18 protein-coding genes and 1 riboswitch are annotated in these 14,456 nt (G+C 62.8%); of the genes, 7 read left to right on the top strand and 11 right to left on the bottom strand.

The features are described from left to right. The first annotated feature begins 47 nt into the window (after positions 1–47). Positions 48–404 (top strand): hypothetical protein, encoded by a 357-nt coding sequence (locus K9B37_RS06850; RefSeq protein ID WP_224312326.1) that lies wholly within the window; start codon positions 48–50, stop codon positions 402–404. Here K9B37_RS06850 and K9B37_RS06845 read toward each other — a convergent pair. The 8 genes from K9B37_RS06845 to coxB all read right to left on the bottom strand — a co-directional run bounded on the left by K9B37_RS06845 (position 366) and on the right by coxB (position 6,927). Beyond that, positions 366–1,154 (bottom strand): SURF1 family protein, encoded by a 789-nt coding sequence (locus K9B37_RS06845; RefSeq protein ID WP_224312325.1) that lies wholly within the window; start codon positions 1,152–1,154, stop codon positions 366–368. The two genes, K9B37_RS06850 and K9B37_RS06845, sit on opposite strands and share 39 nt — an antisense overlap. After that, entirely contained in the window at positions 1,151–1,489 is a 339-nt protein-coding gene (locus K9B37_RS06840; protein ID WP_224312519.1) for a DUF983 domain-containing protein, read from the bottom strand. Before K9B37_RS06840 ends, K9B37_RS06845 begins: the two co-directional genes overlap by 4 nt. A 152-nt stretch (positions 1,490–1,641) precedes the next feature. Further along, a complete protein-coding gene (locus tag K9B37_RS06835) occupies positions 1,642–2,502 on the bottom strand; it encodes a cytochrome c oxidase subunit 3 (RefSeq protein WP_224312324.1) in 861 nt (286 codons plus the stop codon). 66 nt (positions 2,503–2,568) lie between these two features. Further along, positions 2,569–3,162: a cytochrome c oxidase assembly protein gene (locus K9B37_RS06830; RefSeq protein WP_224312323.1), complete on the bottom strand. Its 594-nt coding sequence runs from the start codon at positions 3,160–3,162 to the stop codon at positions 2,569–2,571. A gap of 15 nt (positions 3,163–3,177) precedes the next feature. Beyond that, the gene (locus tag K9B37_RS06825) at positions 3,178–3,333 is read right to left on the bottom strand and encodes a cytochrome c oxidase system small membrane protein (protein WP_224312322.1); all 156 of its coding nucleotides are present in this window, start codon (positions 3,331–3,333) and stop codon (positions 3,178–3,180) included. A 4-nt stretch (positions 3,334–3,337) separates the two neighbouring features. Continuing rightward, complete coding sequence (locus K9B37_RS06820; RefSeq protein ID WP_224312321.1) at positions 3,338–4,294, bottom strand: heme o synthase; 957 nt, start codon at positions 4,292–4,294, stop codon at positions 3,338–3,340. 127 nt (positions 4,295–4,421) lie between these two features. After that, positions 4,422–6,038, bottom strand: coding sequence for a cytochrome c oxidase subunit I (gene ctaD, locus K9B37_RS06815; protein ID WP_224312320.1), 1,617 nt, complete (start codon positions 6,036–6,038; stop codon positions 4,422–4,424). Positions 6,039–6,069: 31 nt separating this feature from the next. Further along, positions 6,070–6,927 (bottom strand): cytochrome c oxidase subunit II, encoded by an 858-nt coding sequence (coxB, locus tag K9B37_RS06810; RefSeq protein ID WP_255616475.1) that lies wholly within the window; start codon positions 6,925–6,927, stop codon positions 6,070–6,072. A 326-nt stretch (positions 6,928–7,253) separates the two neighbouring features. Here coxB and K9B37_RS06805 point away from each other — a divergent pair, with 326 nt between their 5' ends. The 4 genes from K9B37_RS06805 (at position 7,254) to K9B37_RS06790 (ending at position 9,293) form a co-directional block, all read left to right on the top strand. After that, on the top strand, positions 7,254–7,760 hold the full coding sequence (locus K9B37_RS06805) for an invasion associated locus B family protein (protein WP_224312517.1): 507 nt from the start codon (positions 7,254–7,256) through the stop codon (positions 7,758–7,760). Positions 7,761–7,795: 35 nt separating this feature from the next. Further along, positions 7,796–8,386: a hypothetical protein gene (locus K9B37_RS06800; protein ID WP_224312319.1), complete on the top strand. Its 591-nt coding sequence runs from the start codon at positions 7,796–7,798 to the stop codon at positions 8,384–8,386. Between the two features lie 105 nt (positions 8,387–8,491). Next, positions 8,492–8,674 carry a hypothetical protein gene (locus K9B37_RS06795; RefSeq protein ID WP_224312318.1) on the top strand — a complete coding sequence of 61 codons (183 nt, stop codon included), beginning with the start codon at positions 8,492–8,494 and terminating at the stop codon, positions 8,672–8,674. 181 nt (positions 8,675–8,855) lie between these two features. Next, the gene (locus K9B37_RS06790; protein ID WP_224312317.1) at positions 8,856–9,293 is read left to right on the top strand and encodes a helix-turn-helix domain-containing protein; all 438 of its coding nucleotides are present in this window, start codon (positions 8,856–8,858) and stop codon (positions 9,291–9,293) included. A gap of 186 nt (positions 9,294–9,479) precedes the next feature. On the opposite strand, the gene K9B37_RS06785 is transcribed toward K9B37_RS06790, so the two are convergent. Together K9B37_RS06785 and K9B37_RS06780 are read right to left on the bottom strand one after the other, a co-directional pair. Beyond that, positions 9,480–10,112 carry an acyl-homoserine-lactone synthase gene (locus K9B37_RS06785; protein ID WP_224312316.1) on the bottom strand — a complete coding sequence of 211 codons (633 nt, stop codon included), beginning with the start codon at positions 10,110–10,112 and terminating at the stop codon, positions 9,480–9,482. A gap of 75 nt (positions 10,113–10,187) precedes the next feature. Continuing rightward, a complete protein-coding gene (locus K9B37_RS06780) occupies positions 10,188–10,919 on the bottom strand; it encodes a helix-turn-helix transcriptional regulator (RefSeq protein WP_224312315.1) in 732 nt (243 codons plus the stop codon). 152 nt (positions 10,920–11,071) lie between these two features. On the opposite strand from K9B37_RS06780, the gene K9B37_RS06775 reads away from it, so the two are divergent. Continuing rightward, entirely contained in the window at positions 11,072–11,521 is a 450-nt protein-coding gene (locus K9B37_RS06775) for a GNAT family N-acetyltransferase (RefSeq protein ID WP_224312314.1), read from the top strand. Positions 11,522–11,584: 63 nt separating this feature from the next. Here K9B37_RS06775 and K9B37_RS06770 read toward each other — a convergent pair whose 3' ends face one another. Beyond that, on the bottom strand, positions 11,585–12,892 hold the full coding sequence (locus K9B37_RS06770) for a hemolysin family protein (protein WP_224312313.1): 1,308 nt from the start codon (positions 12,890–12,892) through the stop codon (positions 11,585–11,587). A 169-nt stretch (positions 12,893–13,061) separates the two neighbouring features. Then, positions 13,062–13,152: riboswitch (glycine riboswitch) on the top strand. Between the two features lie 156 nt (positions 13,153–13,308). Between K9B37_RS06770 and gcvT the strand changes: the two genes are divergently transcribed. Next, on the top strand, positions 13,309–14,451 hold the full coding sequence (gene gcvT / locus K9B37_RS06765) for a glycine cleavage system aminomethyltransferase GcvT (RefSeq protein ID WP_224312312.1): 1,143 nt from the start codon (positions 13,309–13,311) through the stop codon (positions 14,449–14,451). Positions 14,452–14,456 lie beyond the last annotated feature (5 nt).

Below are 14,456 nucleotides of genomic sequence, written 5' to 3'. Positions count from 1 at the left end.
AATATCGCTTCGCCGAAGGCAAGCCAAGCCTGAAGAAAGGCCCTGCCATGCGTATGACCCCGATGGATTGGATCCTGCTGCCATTTGTGATGGCAATCCTCTTAGGGATCGTCTTGGGTGCCTATCTGGTTGCCGGATTTCTTGGGCTTGGTGTGCTTGGGCTGCTGATCGGTTTCGTGGCGCAGCGTATCGAGATCGAAAAGGATGGCGCGGTGAGCAACGAGATGACCACGTCGCTCTATGCCGAGCAGTTCAAGGCCCGGGAATGCATGACCCGCGCGGAGCGGGCGGAACATCGCAGCGAAACCAAGCTGCTTCTGCAGGCCCTGCATGTGGCGAAGGTGGTCAGCGCCGGCTTTGTGATCCTAGGGTTTGGTTTCTTCGTTCTGTTCCAGCTCCCCTGAGACCGGATAGATCCGGCGCCAGGCGAATGCGCTGAAGACGCCGACGAGCGTGAGAGCGATCCCGTACCATGTGAAGGCGTATTGCAGGTGGTTGTTGGGCAGGTCGAGATGTGTCTGCCCGCCCTTCGGCCAGCCGCCGGGGCTGGGTGTGGCGTCGGCCTCCACATAGAACGGGGCGACGCGCGTAAGGCTGTGAGCGTTCGCGATGGCTGCGGGGTCACGGGCGAACCAGCTGTTCTTGCCCGGATTGTCGGCGGGCGTGAACATGTTGCGCTCCTCAGGGGCGCGCACGAGGCCCGTAATGGTGACCTCGCCGGTGGGCTCGCTCTGCGGGCGCGTGGCGGGGTCCTTGAGCTCCATCGGCACGAAGCCGCGATTGACCATCACGACCGCTCCGTCGGCCAGACGCAAAGGTGTCATCAGATAGTAGCCCTGCGCGGAGGAGCCCCCAGGTGCGGCGGGCGCGAGGCCATAAACCGGCGTCTCGAACTGGTTGAGGAGGGTACCTGTCACCCGCACCCGACGGAACTCGTCCGACGCCGCCCGCCATCGGCTCCAATCGGTTTCCGGCACGATCGCTCCGGGCTCGCCATAGGCGCGGGATTGAATCTGGGCAATCAGCCCTTCCTTCCAGGTCTTGCGCTGAAGTTGCCAGGTTCCGAGGCCGATCAGGATCCCGAGGGCGATGAGAGTCGCGAGGCCCGGAAGCAGAAGGGAGCGGATGGAGTGTGGGGCGGTCGTCGCGGTCACTTCTCGATGCGCCCTTCCTCGGCCTTGTGGTGATATTGGAGCGCCACCATCAAGCCCTTCAGAGGCCGTACGAGGGCGACGCTCAGGATCACGGACAGGCTGAACCACATCACGATGTGCAGCCAGATCGGCGGCTCGAAGGCGAACTCGACCCAGAGGGCGAGCGCGACCACGACGATGCCGACGATCGACATGACGAAGAAAGCCGGGCCGTCGCCCGTATCGGCGAAGGAATAATCCAGGCCGCAAACCTCGCAGGAGGGGCGTAAGGTCAGGTATCCGGTGAACAGATGTCCCTTGCCGCAGCGCGGGCAGCGGCCTGCGAGACCCGCCATGATCGGATTCGGAGGGGCAACGTCCTGAGCCACAATGCTGATCCCGGTATCTTCCTGGAGAAAAGAAGCAAGACACGACAGATAAATGCCGGGCCTCAAAAGCGAAGGGCGGCTTGTCGCCGCCCCTGCTGGAACTGATTGGCTCTGTCGGCTTAGTGGCCGGCAGCGTGTCCGCCAAAGCCCCACACGTAGATCGAGGCGAAGAGGAACAGCCACACCACGTCGACGAAGTGCCAGTACCAGGCGGCGAACTCGAAGCCGAGATGCTGCTTGGGCGTGAAGTCGCCGCGATAGGTGCGCAGCAGGCAGACGGCCAGGAAGATCGTGCCGATGATGACGTGCGCGCCGTGGAAGCCCGTCGCCATGAAGAAGGTGGCGCCGTAGATATTGCCTTTGAAGCCGAAGGCGGCGTGGCTGTACTCGTAGGCCTGGACGCAGCTGAAGATGAAACCGAGGAGGATCGTCAGCCAAAGGCCGGCCTTGAGACCCTTGCGGTCGTTCTCCAGGAGCGCATGGTGCGCCCAGGTCACCGTGGTGCCCGAGGTCAGGAGAATCAGGGTGTTCAGGAGCGGCAGGTGCCAGGGATCGAAGGTCTCGATGCCCTTTGGCGGCCAGACACCGCCGAGCGCTTCCGTACGGGCATATTGGATCGCCTCGTTCGGGAAGAGCGCGACGTCGAAATAGGCCCAGAACCAGGCGACGAAGAACATCACTTCGGAGGCGATGAACATCATCATGCCGTAGCGGTGATGGAGCTGAACGACGCGGGTGTGGGAATGGCCGTCATTCGCTTCGCGGATGACGTCGGACCACCAGCTGATCATGGTGTAGAGAACACCGATGATGCCGGCGCCGAAGATATAGGCGCCGATATGCATTCCGGCGACCGGAACGTCCTTCCACCAGGTCACGAAGCCGGACGCCATCACGAAGGCGCTGATCGCGCCGACGAGCGGCCACGGGCTCGGGTCGACAAGGTGATAATCGTGATGTTTGGCGTGGGCCTCGGCCATTCGTATCGTCTCCGTGCCTCGAAGGTGTCTCGCTTTAAGACGTTTCCGTCTAGCTTGTCACGTCTCTTATTGAACGATGGGTTTCTTGGGTGAGTTGGCGACCTCCGCCACCGGCTTGCCCCCCTTGGAGGGGAAGTAGGTGTAGGAGAGGGTGATGGAGCTGAGGTCCTTCACGTCGGAATCCTGCACGAGGCGCGGATCCACGTAGAAAACCACAGCGGATTCAATGGTTTCTCCAGGCTTCAAGGTCTGCTCCGTGAAGCAGAAGCACTCGAGCTTAGAGAAATAGGAGCCCGCAAGATCCGGCTGGACGTTGTAGGTCGCAATTCCGGTCGTGGGTTTGTCGCCGGTATTGGTGACCTTGTAGAGAACCGTGGTGGTCTCTCCGAGCTTCACCTTGATTTCGGGTGTTTCCGGCGAGAAGCGCCAGTTGAGGCCCGGCGCCACGTTGGCATCGAACCGGATGGAAATATCCCGGTCGAGAACCTCCGAATCGTTGGCGGTGCGGATGCTCGGAGTGCCGTCGAAGCCTGTTGCCTTGCAGAAAAGGTCGTAGAGCGGCACCGAGGCGTAGGCGAGACCGACCATGCCGACTGCAGCCGCGGCGCAGCCGAGAACGGTGCGGCGAATGTTGCGTTGGACGTGGGGGGCTTCGCTCATATCGGATCTTCGCCTTTACAGGGGGCGCTGCAGGACGGCGACGCCCATCTTCGCGATGGTGACCACATAGAAGAACAGCACGAGCGCACCGAGCGTCAGGGCCAGGGCGACCGAGCGCTTGCGGCGGCGCTTCTGTTCTTCAGGGCTCAAAGGCTTTGGAAGTTGTGCCATGGCGTCACCCGAAAACCGGCCGGAAGAAGCCGAGGCCATGCTCCGCCAGGAGTGTTGCGAAGAGGAGGAACAGATAGAGGATCGAGAAGCCGAAAAGCTGCTGCGCCACGCGCATGGCGGGCTCGCCCTCACGCAGGCGATAGACCTGATACGCCAGAGCCAGCATGGCGAGGCCGCCCACCGTGCCGATGATGGCATAGGCGAGGCCGCCGAACCCGAAGGCGACCGGGGCGAGGCCCAGGGGCGCTAAGAGAACCGTGTAGACGAGGATCTGGCGACGGGTCGAATCGGGACCTGCAACGTTCGGCATCATCGGGATGCCTGCACGTTCGTAGTCGCCGGATTTCACCAGGGCGAGCGCCCAGAAATGCGGCGGAGTCCACATGAAGATGATGGCGAAGAGGATGATGCTCTCCCAGCCCACATGGCCGGCAACCGCCGCCTGTGCGACGACCGGGGGAAGGGCACCGGCAGCGCCGCCGATCACGATGTTCTGCGGCGTCGAGCGCTTCAGCCACATGGAATAGATCACGGCGTAGAAGAAGATCGTGAACGCCAGGAGCCCGGCGGCGAGCCAATTCGTGACGAGGCCGAGCACGATCACGGAACCGAACGACAGCGTCATGCCGAAGGCGAGCGCTTCGCCCGGCTGAATCTTGCCGGCCGGGATCGGGCGCTTGCGGGTCCGCGTCATCACTGCGTCGATATCCGCATCCCACCACATGTTGAGGCAGCCTGAGGCGCCGCCGCCGATGGCGATCATGAGAAGGGCCGCAAAGGCGACGACGGGATGGATGTCCGGATGCACCACGACCATGCCGACGAGGGCCGTGAAGACGACCAGGAACATGACGCGGGGCTTCAGAAGCGCGAAGAAATCAGACACGTCACCCTGCGAGACGCCCGTCGTGGCAAGGCGCTCAGTAGAGGTGTCGGTCAGGCTGTTCGATACCATGCTCATTGTGACGATCTCTCGAAGGTCGGGGCCGAGCCCAGGGACCTTCGATATCAACTCCTCGCCGGAAGGCTTGGGTTCAAGCCCTCGGGGGAGGAGCGGGCGGTCCGTGGACCGCCCAGCCCAGTATTTCCTAGTGACCCGTATCCGCAATGCGCGGCAGAGTCTCGAACTGGTGGAACGGCGGCGGCGAGGGCAGCGTCCATTCCAATGTCGTCGCACCTTCACCCCAAGGATTCCCCGCTGCCCGCTCCTTGCGGACGAAAGCGTAGATGACGCCGAAGATGAAGATGAAAAGACCGGCGAAGAAGATATAGGCGCCGATCGACGATACGAGATTCCAGCCCGCGAAGGCGTCCGGATAGTCCGCATAGCGACGCGGCATGCCGGAGAGACCGAGGAAGTGCATCGGGAAGAACAGCACGTTCGAGCCGATGAAGGCGACCCAGAAGTGCAGCTTGCCGATCCATTCCGGCATCACATAGCCGGTGATCTTCGGGAACCAGTAGTACATGCCGGCGAAGATCACGAACACGGCGCCGAGCGACAGCACGTAGTGGAAGTGCGCCACGACGTAATAGGTGTCGTGCATGTAGCGATCGACCGGAGCGTTCGCCAGCACGACGCCGGTGACGCCGCCCACGGTGAACAGGAACACGAAGCCGACGGCCCAGTGCATGGCGGCCGTGAAGCGGATCGAGCCGCCCCACATGGTCGCGATCCAGGAGAAGATCTTCACGCCCGTCGGCACCGCGATCACCATGGTGGCGAACACGAAATAGGCCTGCGTCTGGAGCGAGAGGCCGACCGTGAACATGTGGTGCGCCCACACGACGAAGCCGACGACGCCGATCGCCACCATGGCGTAGGCCATGCCGAGATAGCCGAAGATCGGCTTCTTGGAGAAGGTGGAGATGATGTGGCTGACGATGCCGAAGGCCGGCAGGATCATGATGTACACTTCGGGGTGACCGAAGAACCAGAACAGGTGCTGGTAGAGGATCGGATCGCCGCCGCCGGCCGGATCGAAGAAGGTCGTGCCGAAGTTACGGTCCGTCAGCAGCATCGTGATCGCGCCGGCGAGGACCGGGAGCGACAGGAGAAGCAGGAAGGCAGTGACCAGCATGGCCCAGGCGAAGAGCGGCATCTTGTGCAGCGTCATGCCCGGAGCGCGCATGTTCAGGATGGTCGTGATGAAGTTGATCGCGCCGAGGATCGAGGCCGCACCGGCGAGGTGCAGGGCCAGGATGCCGAAATCGAGCGCCGGACCAGGATGGCCGGAGACCGAAAGCGGCGGATAGACCGTCCAGCCGCCGCCGAAGCCGTTGGAGCCCGGCGCGCCTTCCACGAAGAGCGAGCAAAGCAGGAGGCAGAAGGCCGAGACGGTGAGCCAGTACGAGATGTTGTTCATCCGCGGGAAGGCCATGTCCGGCGCGCCGATCATCAGCGGCACGAACCAGTTGCCGAAGCCGCCGATGAGGGTCGGCATCACCATGAAGAACACCATGATGAGGCCGTGGCCCGTCACGAGGACGTTGAAGGTCTGCGGATTGGAGAAGAACTGCAGGCCCGGCTGCTGCAGCTCGAGGCGCATCAGGATGGAGAGAATTCCGCCCACGATGCCGGCCGTGAAGCCGAAGATGAAATAGAGGGTTCCGATGTCCTTGTGGTTCGTCGAGTAGAACCACCGGCGCCAGAAGGTCGGGTGATCGTGGTGATCCGCGTGAGCGGCATCAGCTGCATTTGCCATGATGAGACCTCTGTGGTCCTTCGTTTTTGAATTACTGAGCAGTCGCAAGTCTGACCGGGATCGGCCCGTCGACGGCAGCATACTTCTGTTTCGCCTCGGCAAGCCAAGCGGCATATTGCTGCTCGCTCACCACGCGGATCGTGATGGGCATGTAGGGGTGACCGTTGCCGCAGAGCTCCGAGCACTGACCGTGATAGGTGCCCTCGGCCTCCGCCTTGAACCAGGTCTCGTTGAGGCGGCCCGGAACGGCGTCAACCTTGATGCCGAAGGATGGCATGGCGAAGGAATGGAGAACGTCGGCGGCGGTGACCTGGACCTTTACGATCTTGTTCACCGGAACGACCATCTCATTGTCGACGGTGAGGAGTCGCGGCTGGCCGGGCTTCAGGTCCTTGGCGTCGACCATGTTCGAATCGAACTTGAAACCGCCGCCCTGGTCGGCCGGGTATTCATAGCCCCAGTACCAGGCATAGCCGGTGACCTTCACCACCATGTCCGCCGGGGGCACCACGAGCTGCTGACGCAGAAGGCGGAAGGACGGAATAGCGATCGCGACGAGGATCAGCACCGGTACGATGGTCCAGGCGACCTCCAGGAGCGTGTGGTGGGTCGTCCGCGACGGGACCGGATTCGTCCGTTCGTTGAAACGGAGGATGACGATGACGATGAGTGCTGCCACGAAAAGGCAGATGATGGCGATGAGCCAGACCAGGTAGGTATGGAAGTTGGACAGATCGCGTCCGACTTCCGTCACCATGCCCTGCATGGTCGCTTCCCATGGGGAAGGTGCGCCGGTCCCTGCCGCTGCCTCACTTATGCCCAACACAAGTGCGACCGCCGCCGTGGAAAGCGCAGTCACCGATCGAAGTCTTAAGGTCTCGATCCGCATCGGTCTTCCAAAGCTCCTAAGATGTAATGGCCAGGAGGCCACGAAGTGCATCGGGGAGGGCGTGGGCGTGCAAAATGCGGTGCCCGGCCTGCGCCATCACCTTTGATCCAGCGTCTATGACCACAGGATGGGCAGGAGCGCAACGGCTCAAGCGTCGCAATTTGTGCGTCATAACCGCCAAAACCTAAATTCCGTGACTCAATATCGCCTCGTGAGGGATCCTCTCGCTTGACATCCACGCCCTCGGCATGGTCCCAACGGCCTTCCGAATGGCGCGGCTTGGCCGCCCCTGCATGATGGATTCGAGAACGGAGGTGCCCGTGAGCATGTCTCGTTGGATTGGTCGCGCAACGGCCGCTGTCCTTGCCTTGCTCGGCGCGGCCTATGCGGATGGCGCTCAGGCCCAGGGCATGGTCAAGAATACCTTCGGCGACTGGCAGATGCGGTGCGAAACGCCGGCCGGTGCCAGCAGCGAGCAATGCGCTCTGGTGCAGAATGTGGCGGCCGAAGATCGTCCCAACGTGACGCTCGTGATAATTGTGTTGAAAACCGCCGATGCGAAGAGCCGGCTGCTTCGCGTGGTCGCCCCGCTCGGTATTCTGTTGCCGTCCGGGCTCGGCCTCAAGATCGACCAGACCGATATCGGCCGAGCAGGCTTCGTGCGCTGCCTGTCGACGGGATGCGTCGCCGAGGTGGTCATGGAGGACAATCTCGTGAACCAGATGAAGACCGGGCAGACAGCCACCTTCATCGTGTTCCAGACGCCCGAGGAGGGCATCGGCATTCCCGTGTCGCTGAACGGATTTGCGGCCGGGTTCGACGCGCTGCCGTAAGAGCAGCCAAACGAGGGACGGTGGGGGATATCATCATGAGCGGATCGAACGCGAAGGCGGGCTTGGCCCTTGCAGTGCTGGGCTTTTCGGCTCTGACCGGCTGCGGTGCACCAGGCGAGGGCGGATCGTCTCTCGGCAACATGGTGCTTTTCGCCGGCACGACGGTGCCTCCCGCCCAGAAGAAAGTGCTCGAGGATGTCTATTGCCCGCCTGTCGATATCATGGAGGGCGGCTCCGCGATTCAGGCTTTTGCCGGCGGCCGCGTCGGTGAGAGCAGTGGCCTGCGCAGCCAGATCTCCATCGGCAACCTGGCCCGTGAATGCGCCGGTCAGCCGGATGGATCGACAGTGGTGAAGGTGGGCGTCGAAGGCCGGGCTCTTCTCGGCGCGAGCGGAGCGCCGGGGCGGTACGATGTGCCGGTGCAGATTATCGTGAAACGGGGCGATACCGTCATTGCCAATCGCTCCAAGCGGATGAGTGTGGCGATTCCGGCTGGCGATACGCAAGGAACCTTCGCCGTGATCGAGGAAGGAATCGTCGTCCCGGCTGCGGATGCGAACGCGTTCGAAATCGAAGTCGGCCTCGGCGGCAATGGCGCTGCCACCCCTCGCCGCAAGCGAGGCTGACGCAGCGGGACTCAAGCGGACCCTAGCGGAAAATCGCATGGATTTCGACCGGAACTCGCCATCCTCGAAGCGCGTTTCCTTCATGGTCCATGGAGGGAGGATGCCATGTGCTATTCCCGCTACTCATCCGAATCCGACGCCAAGATGAAGGCCGAGGCTGAGCGCCAAAAGGAGCGCGAGGCCAAACGGACCGAAGTCGTCGACAAACTCCGTCAGGAAGCCGACGAGGTCGCCCGGAAGGCTACCCCCAGTCCGACGCCCGTGAAGGAGACCGTTCCGGCGAAGTAGAGCGCCCCGACGGTTTCAACAGATCATAATCCATTCTGATGCCCCGCTTCGGCGGGGCATTTTATTGTGGAGAGACCTTGTCCGGTGAAGCGAATTTCGCCCGGAACAGGAGTGGCAGCGCACTTCTCGGCAATGAATCATTGAGAACTATGTTGCCTTTTTCACGTGACCGTCTAGATCAATGCAACGTTGTACCGTGCCGGAGGAAAGGCTCGTGTCGAAGAAATCTGCCGGTCCCGTCGACAGGGCGGTTGGAATGCGAATACGCGATCGGCGAATCGCGATCGGCATGAGCCAGGAGCGCCTTGGCGAACTCCTCGGGATCACGTTTCAGCAAATCCAGAAGTATGAAAAGGGCGCCAACCGAGTCGGTGCCAGCCGCCTGCAGCAGATCGCGATAGCCCTGGGGGTCCCGGTCGCCGCATTCTTCGCGACCACAGGTGTCGTGACCGAAGACGCGGCTTCGCAGGACGTTCACGAATTCCTCTTCAGCCGGGAAGGCGTCGAGCTGGCCCAGGCGTTCCGCAGAATCGACAGCCCGGCCATGCGCCGGGCCATCGTTGATCTTGCTAAAGCCGCTGCTCAGGATTCCGCCGCTGCCCACCCCTCTTCACCGTGAGGGGTTTGTCGCCCCATCCGATGGCTGAGGGCAGGGGCGAGATTGCTTCGATAGCTTTCGTGAGACCGGGAATCGCCCGTATTCTCTCAGCTCCCAGCTTCGCCTCGAGGTCTTTGCCATAGGCCCAGAAAAGGAGGACCATGAACTCCTCCTCGAATGTCAGGTTCAAAACAGCTTTGGTCATGATTACCCCGCAAGGCGCCGGACGGTCGGCTCCGGCTCTGCCAGCACGCGCAGATTGTTCCCGCGCATTTCCTGAAGCCGAAGAAGGGTGCGCCGATCAAAAGAGGCGGTGACCGCCAGAACATCCTCATCGCCGACCTTCTGCGGCAGGCCGAGAGGCGTCGTTCGGAAGTACAGTTGGACGAGACGGAGCAACCATAGGGGATTCATCTCGATGATGATGGTGGAAATACCGCTGGCGAGGCCCCACTCCACGATTCCCGATAGAAGCGCGTTGGCGACGGGGCTAAGCGCTCTCCCGCGTTCCCGATGACCGGGAGCGACGCAGTATCGGGTCCATTCCCAGATATGAGGCCCCACCGGTCTTTCGCCTTCGCATAGTTGAGGCAGCACGTCCGAAAGGAGATGGGGACGGGTGGACGGCAGCATGCGCTGATAGCCCAGGACCTGCCCATCGGCGATGTAGAGCATGTGCACGGCATGCGCGTTGTCGAACTGATCGATCTCGCGCCCGTCCTCCCTCGCCAGGTCGGTCCACTTCATTTCGTCGACGAAAACACGGTGCCTCAGACGATAGGCTTGCTCCATCTCGTCTCGAAACAGATGCTGATTCTCAGGCGTCACGATGTGAATCATGTTCCCTCCTGTGGGTTTGAGGACTGACATTCTGCCGATCCGCACAGGAGGGATAAGTACGCGCTCGCGTACTCTCTAGTTGATGAGGCCCATACGGATAGCCTCGGCAACGGCGTGGGTACGACTGGTGGTTCCGAGCTTGAGGCGTGCCGCGCGCATGTGCTTGTCGACGCCATGCTCGCTGATGCCCATCAGCTCTCCGATCTCCCACTCGGACTTGCCCTCGGCGGCCCATTGGAGAGCCTCGCGCTCCCGGGGCGAGAGAACGGCGCTCGGTTGCGCGGCGCTCTCCTGGATCAGGATCGCGCGTCCGAGAGCATAGGTCGCGACGAGAGTCAGCATGCCGCGCTCGTCGGGCGAGATGTCCAGATACTCACCAGCGATGGAAAAGCCGGCGACATCTCCCTCAAGGGTCGCAAGTGGTATCGTGAAACCCGACTTGAGCTTGAAATCCGACGCTTCCTGCATGACCCGGCGCGCTTCCGGGCGATCACGATAGAGGGGCTCGAGCTCGTTCCAGAAAAAGGGGGTCGGCAGCGTTGAGACGCTCCGGATGGCCGGATCGCTGGCGATGTAGCCATGGCTGAAGTAGCGGTGAGTCCATTCCTTCGGCCAATAGTCGAGGATGACGTTGGAAAGTTGCTGCTGGCGGCTGCTGCCAGGGTTGGGGATGAGCCCGGCAAAGACATGATCCGCGCCGAACCGCCCCAGGATGGGCAGCAGGAGGCCGCATATCTCTACCGGGCTTCTCGCCCGATCAAGACGGCGGATGAGTTCAATGGTCTGATCGAGGGATTTGCGTGACATTGTTCCGTTCTCTTTGAAACAATGTTTTACAAGGGCTTCCGCCCGTCAATCTAACCACTAGGAGACCAGCTGCTGTGCTATGGCTATGACCCGAGAGGTCGGCGCCGGTCCCTTCCGTACCGTAGCATGCCAATCAGCTAGGGTGAGGAAGCATGTCCGATTGTGAATCCGTTGCCATTGCCGTCGAAGATGACCCCGCCGGAACGATCGCGGAAGAGGTTGAGGCGAAGCTTCTGGAGGCACTTCGGAAGAACGTTCCCCCGAGCGACGGGAGGCCGCTTACACTCTTGGCGCGGAATGCGGGAGGAACGATGATCGGTGGGCTGGTCGGCTCGACGTCCTATGGCTGGCTTCTGGTGAAGATGCTCTGGGTGTCCGAGGAATGGCGCGGCCAAGGAATTGGCGCGCGCTTGATGGCGGAAGCGGAGTCCATCGCCCGTTCCCGCGATTGCCATGGAGCATGGCTCGACACGTCCAGCGCACGGGCAGAGCGGTTCTATGCTCGGCTCGGATATGAGCCCTTTGGAGTTTTGGCGAACAAGCCGGGGGAGAGCGCTCAGGGACACCGCCGTGCCTTCCTGGCCAAGCGTTTCACTGAATGACCCTTAAGAGCGCGGAACTGTTCTCAGCAGTGCGATGCGAACTCCCACCCTCATCTGGCTTCACTAAGGAAGCGGTGCCGTAACTCCCGCGCGCTGGCTCAGAGGAATAGCAAGCACCTTGTCGATGCGGCGGCCGTCGAGGTCCACGACCTCGAAACGCCAGCCGAAGGCGTCCACATGTTCCCCCGTATTCGGCAGGTGCTGGATCTCGCTGATCACCAGGCCGCCGACCGTATGATAGCTACGGTTCTCGGGGAGGGGGATGGAGAGGACGTCCGCCATCTCGTCGACCGGCATGGAGCCGGACAGGAGCCAGGAGCCGTCGTCCCGGCGCACGGCGTTGGGCTCAGGGGCTTCCGCGTCCGAACGGAAGGCGCCGACGATTGCCTCAAGGGCATCCGCGGGGGTCACGACACCTTCGAAATGGCCGTATTCGTCATGGACCAGGGCCATCGGCACCGGCGAATCCCGGAGCACTGTCAGAGCGTCCAGGGCGTCGAGCGTGTCCGGAATGACGGGCGTCGTCTTCACATGCTTGCGGATGTCGAGCTCTTCGCCGGCCAGGATCGCCGCGAGCAGTTCCCGCGATTCGACGACGCCGATCATGTTGTCGGAGTTGCCCTCGCTCACCGGCAGGCGGGAATGCGGGGTCGTCATGAGCGTCTCGCGGATGGCCTCCGGTTCGTCATCCAGATCGATCCAGTCCACGTCGGTGCGGGGCGTCATCAGGGCACGGGCCATCCGGTCGCCCAGGCGCAGAACGCCGCCGATCATGCGCCGCTCTTCCTCTTCGATGACGCCGGCGCTCTCGGCCTCGCCGACGAGCATCTTGATTTCTTCTTCGGTGACGGTGTTCTCGCCTTCCGCGCTCGATCCGAGGAGGCGGAAGATCAGGCGTGTCGAGGCATTGAGCAGCCAGACCGCCGGGGCCGCGATCTTTGAAACGAGCATCATCAGCGGAGCGACGAGGCAGGCGATGCTCTCCGGATTCCGTAGGGCGAACTGCTTGGGCACTAACTCGCCGACGACGATCGAGAAATAGGTGATGAGGCCGATGACGATGCCGTAGCCAAGGGGCTCTGCCGCGCCCGGCGGCACGCCGTTGGCGCCAAGGATCTCGGTCAACCGGCTTCCAAGCGCCGCGCCGGAGAAGGCGCCGGCCAGGATGCCCACGAGGGTGATGCCGATCTGGACCGTGGACAGGAAGTGGCCCGAATCCTCCATGAGTGCCAGGGCCGTGGTGGCACCTGAGCGGCCCTGGTCGGCAAGGGTTTTAAGCCGAGCCCGGCGGGCGGAGACGAGGGCGAGTTCTGAAAGCGCAAAAACGCCGTTAAGGACGATGAGAACGAAAGCGATGACCAGTTCGAGCAACGACGTCAGAAGCCGCCGACCAGCTCTGGCCGCGCGTCTCCCCTTCTGTGAAAGATACCCTAAGCATGGGGCGTCGCGGGGGCGGCGTCAATTGAGGCGGGAAGCTTTCGGTTGCGGCAGCCTGCTTTATTGACAGGATCGCAAATCCTCTTCAGAGGTGAGGAAGCCGCTGATCCCCGCGGAAGAGACCGGACTTCGCGTCCGGCGCCGAAGGCGCAACCGCCCCGGAAACGCTCAGGCCAAAGGACCGCGCGGGAGCTGGCACTCTGGAAAGAGGCGATGTCGCGAGACGTCGCCCACCGACGGGCGTAACCTTGCGCGAAGGCGATAAGGGAAATCTCTCAGGTCTCGGGACAGAGGGGGCGCTGAACGGGCCGGCAAGGCCCGATGAATCGCGCGCCTTTTGAGGGAATTTCATGGCCGAGTCAGTCCGCGCCGACGAGCCGATCCTAAAAACCCCGCTCCATGCCGAGCACGTAGGCTTAGGCGCCCGCATGGTGCCTTTCGCCGGCTACGACATGCCGGTCCAGTATCCCACGGGCATCCTGACGGAGCACAACTGGACCCGTGAGCATGCGGGCCTGTTCGACGTCTCGCACATGGGCCAGGCCACGCTGGTGGGCCCGGACCATGGGACCACCGCCCGGGCTCTCGAGGCTCTGGTTCCGGCCGATATCCTGAACCTGAAGCCGGGACAGCAGCGCTATTCGCAGCTCCTGAGCGACGAGGGCGGCATTCTGGACGACCTAATGGTCACGCGCCCGACCGATCCTGCCGACGACGGCAAGCTCATGCTCGTGGTCAATGCCTCGATGAAGGAGGCGGATTATGCGCATATGCAGGCGCGGCTTCCGGCCGACGTGAAGCTTATCCGCGCCGACGATCGGGCGCTCCTCGCCATCCAGGGACCGAAGGCGGCCGAAATCGTGGCGCGCCTTGCCCCCGACACGGCCGACATGGCCTTCATGGCGACCAAGGCGACCAAGCTCGCAGGCCTCGACGTGCATCTCTCCCGCTCGGGGTATACGGGCGAGGACGGCTACGAGATTTCCGTGAAGGCCGAGGACGCGGTCAAGCTGTGGCGTGCACTTCTTGCCGATCCGGAGGTCAAGCCGATAGGCCTCGGCGCCCGTGATTCGCTCCGCCTCGAAGCGGGCCTATGCCTCTACGGCCACGACATCGACACCACGACCTCGCCTATCGAGGCCGGCCTGATCTGGTCGATCCAGAAGCGCCGTCGCGAGGAGGGAGGCTTCCCTGGCGCCGCGCGGATCCAGCGCGAGATCAAGGATGGCGCGGCCCGGGTCCGCGTCGGCCTGAAACCCGAAGGCCGGGCGCCCGCCCGCGAGGGCACGCCGATCACCACGCCCGACGGCCGCGAGGTCGGCATTGTGACGTCCGGCGGCTTCGGCCCGACCGTCAACGGCCCCGTCGCCATGGGCTACGTTTCACGGGACGTTTCCACAGTGGGAACGGACCTCCATCTCATGGTGCGCGGCAAGCCGCTTCCGGCCAAGGTCGCCGCCATGCCGTTCGCACCGCATCGCTACAAGCGCTGACAATC

The organism is Microvirga puerhi (assembly GCF_020089865.1).
In the GTDB taxonomy this organism is placed as follows: domain Bacteria; phylum Pseudomonadota; class Alphaproteobacteria; order Rhizobiales; family Beijerinckiaceae; genus Microvirga; species Microvirga puerhi.
This window is presented reverse-complemented; position numbering and strand designations above follow the sequence as displayed.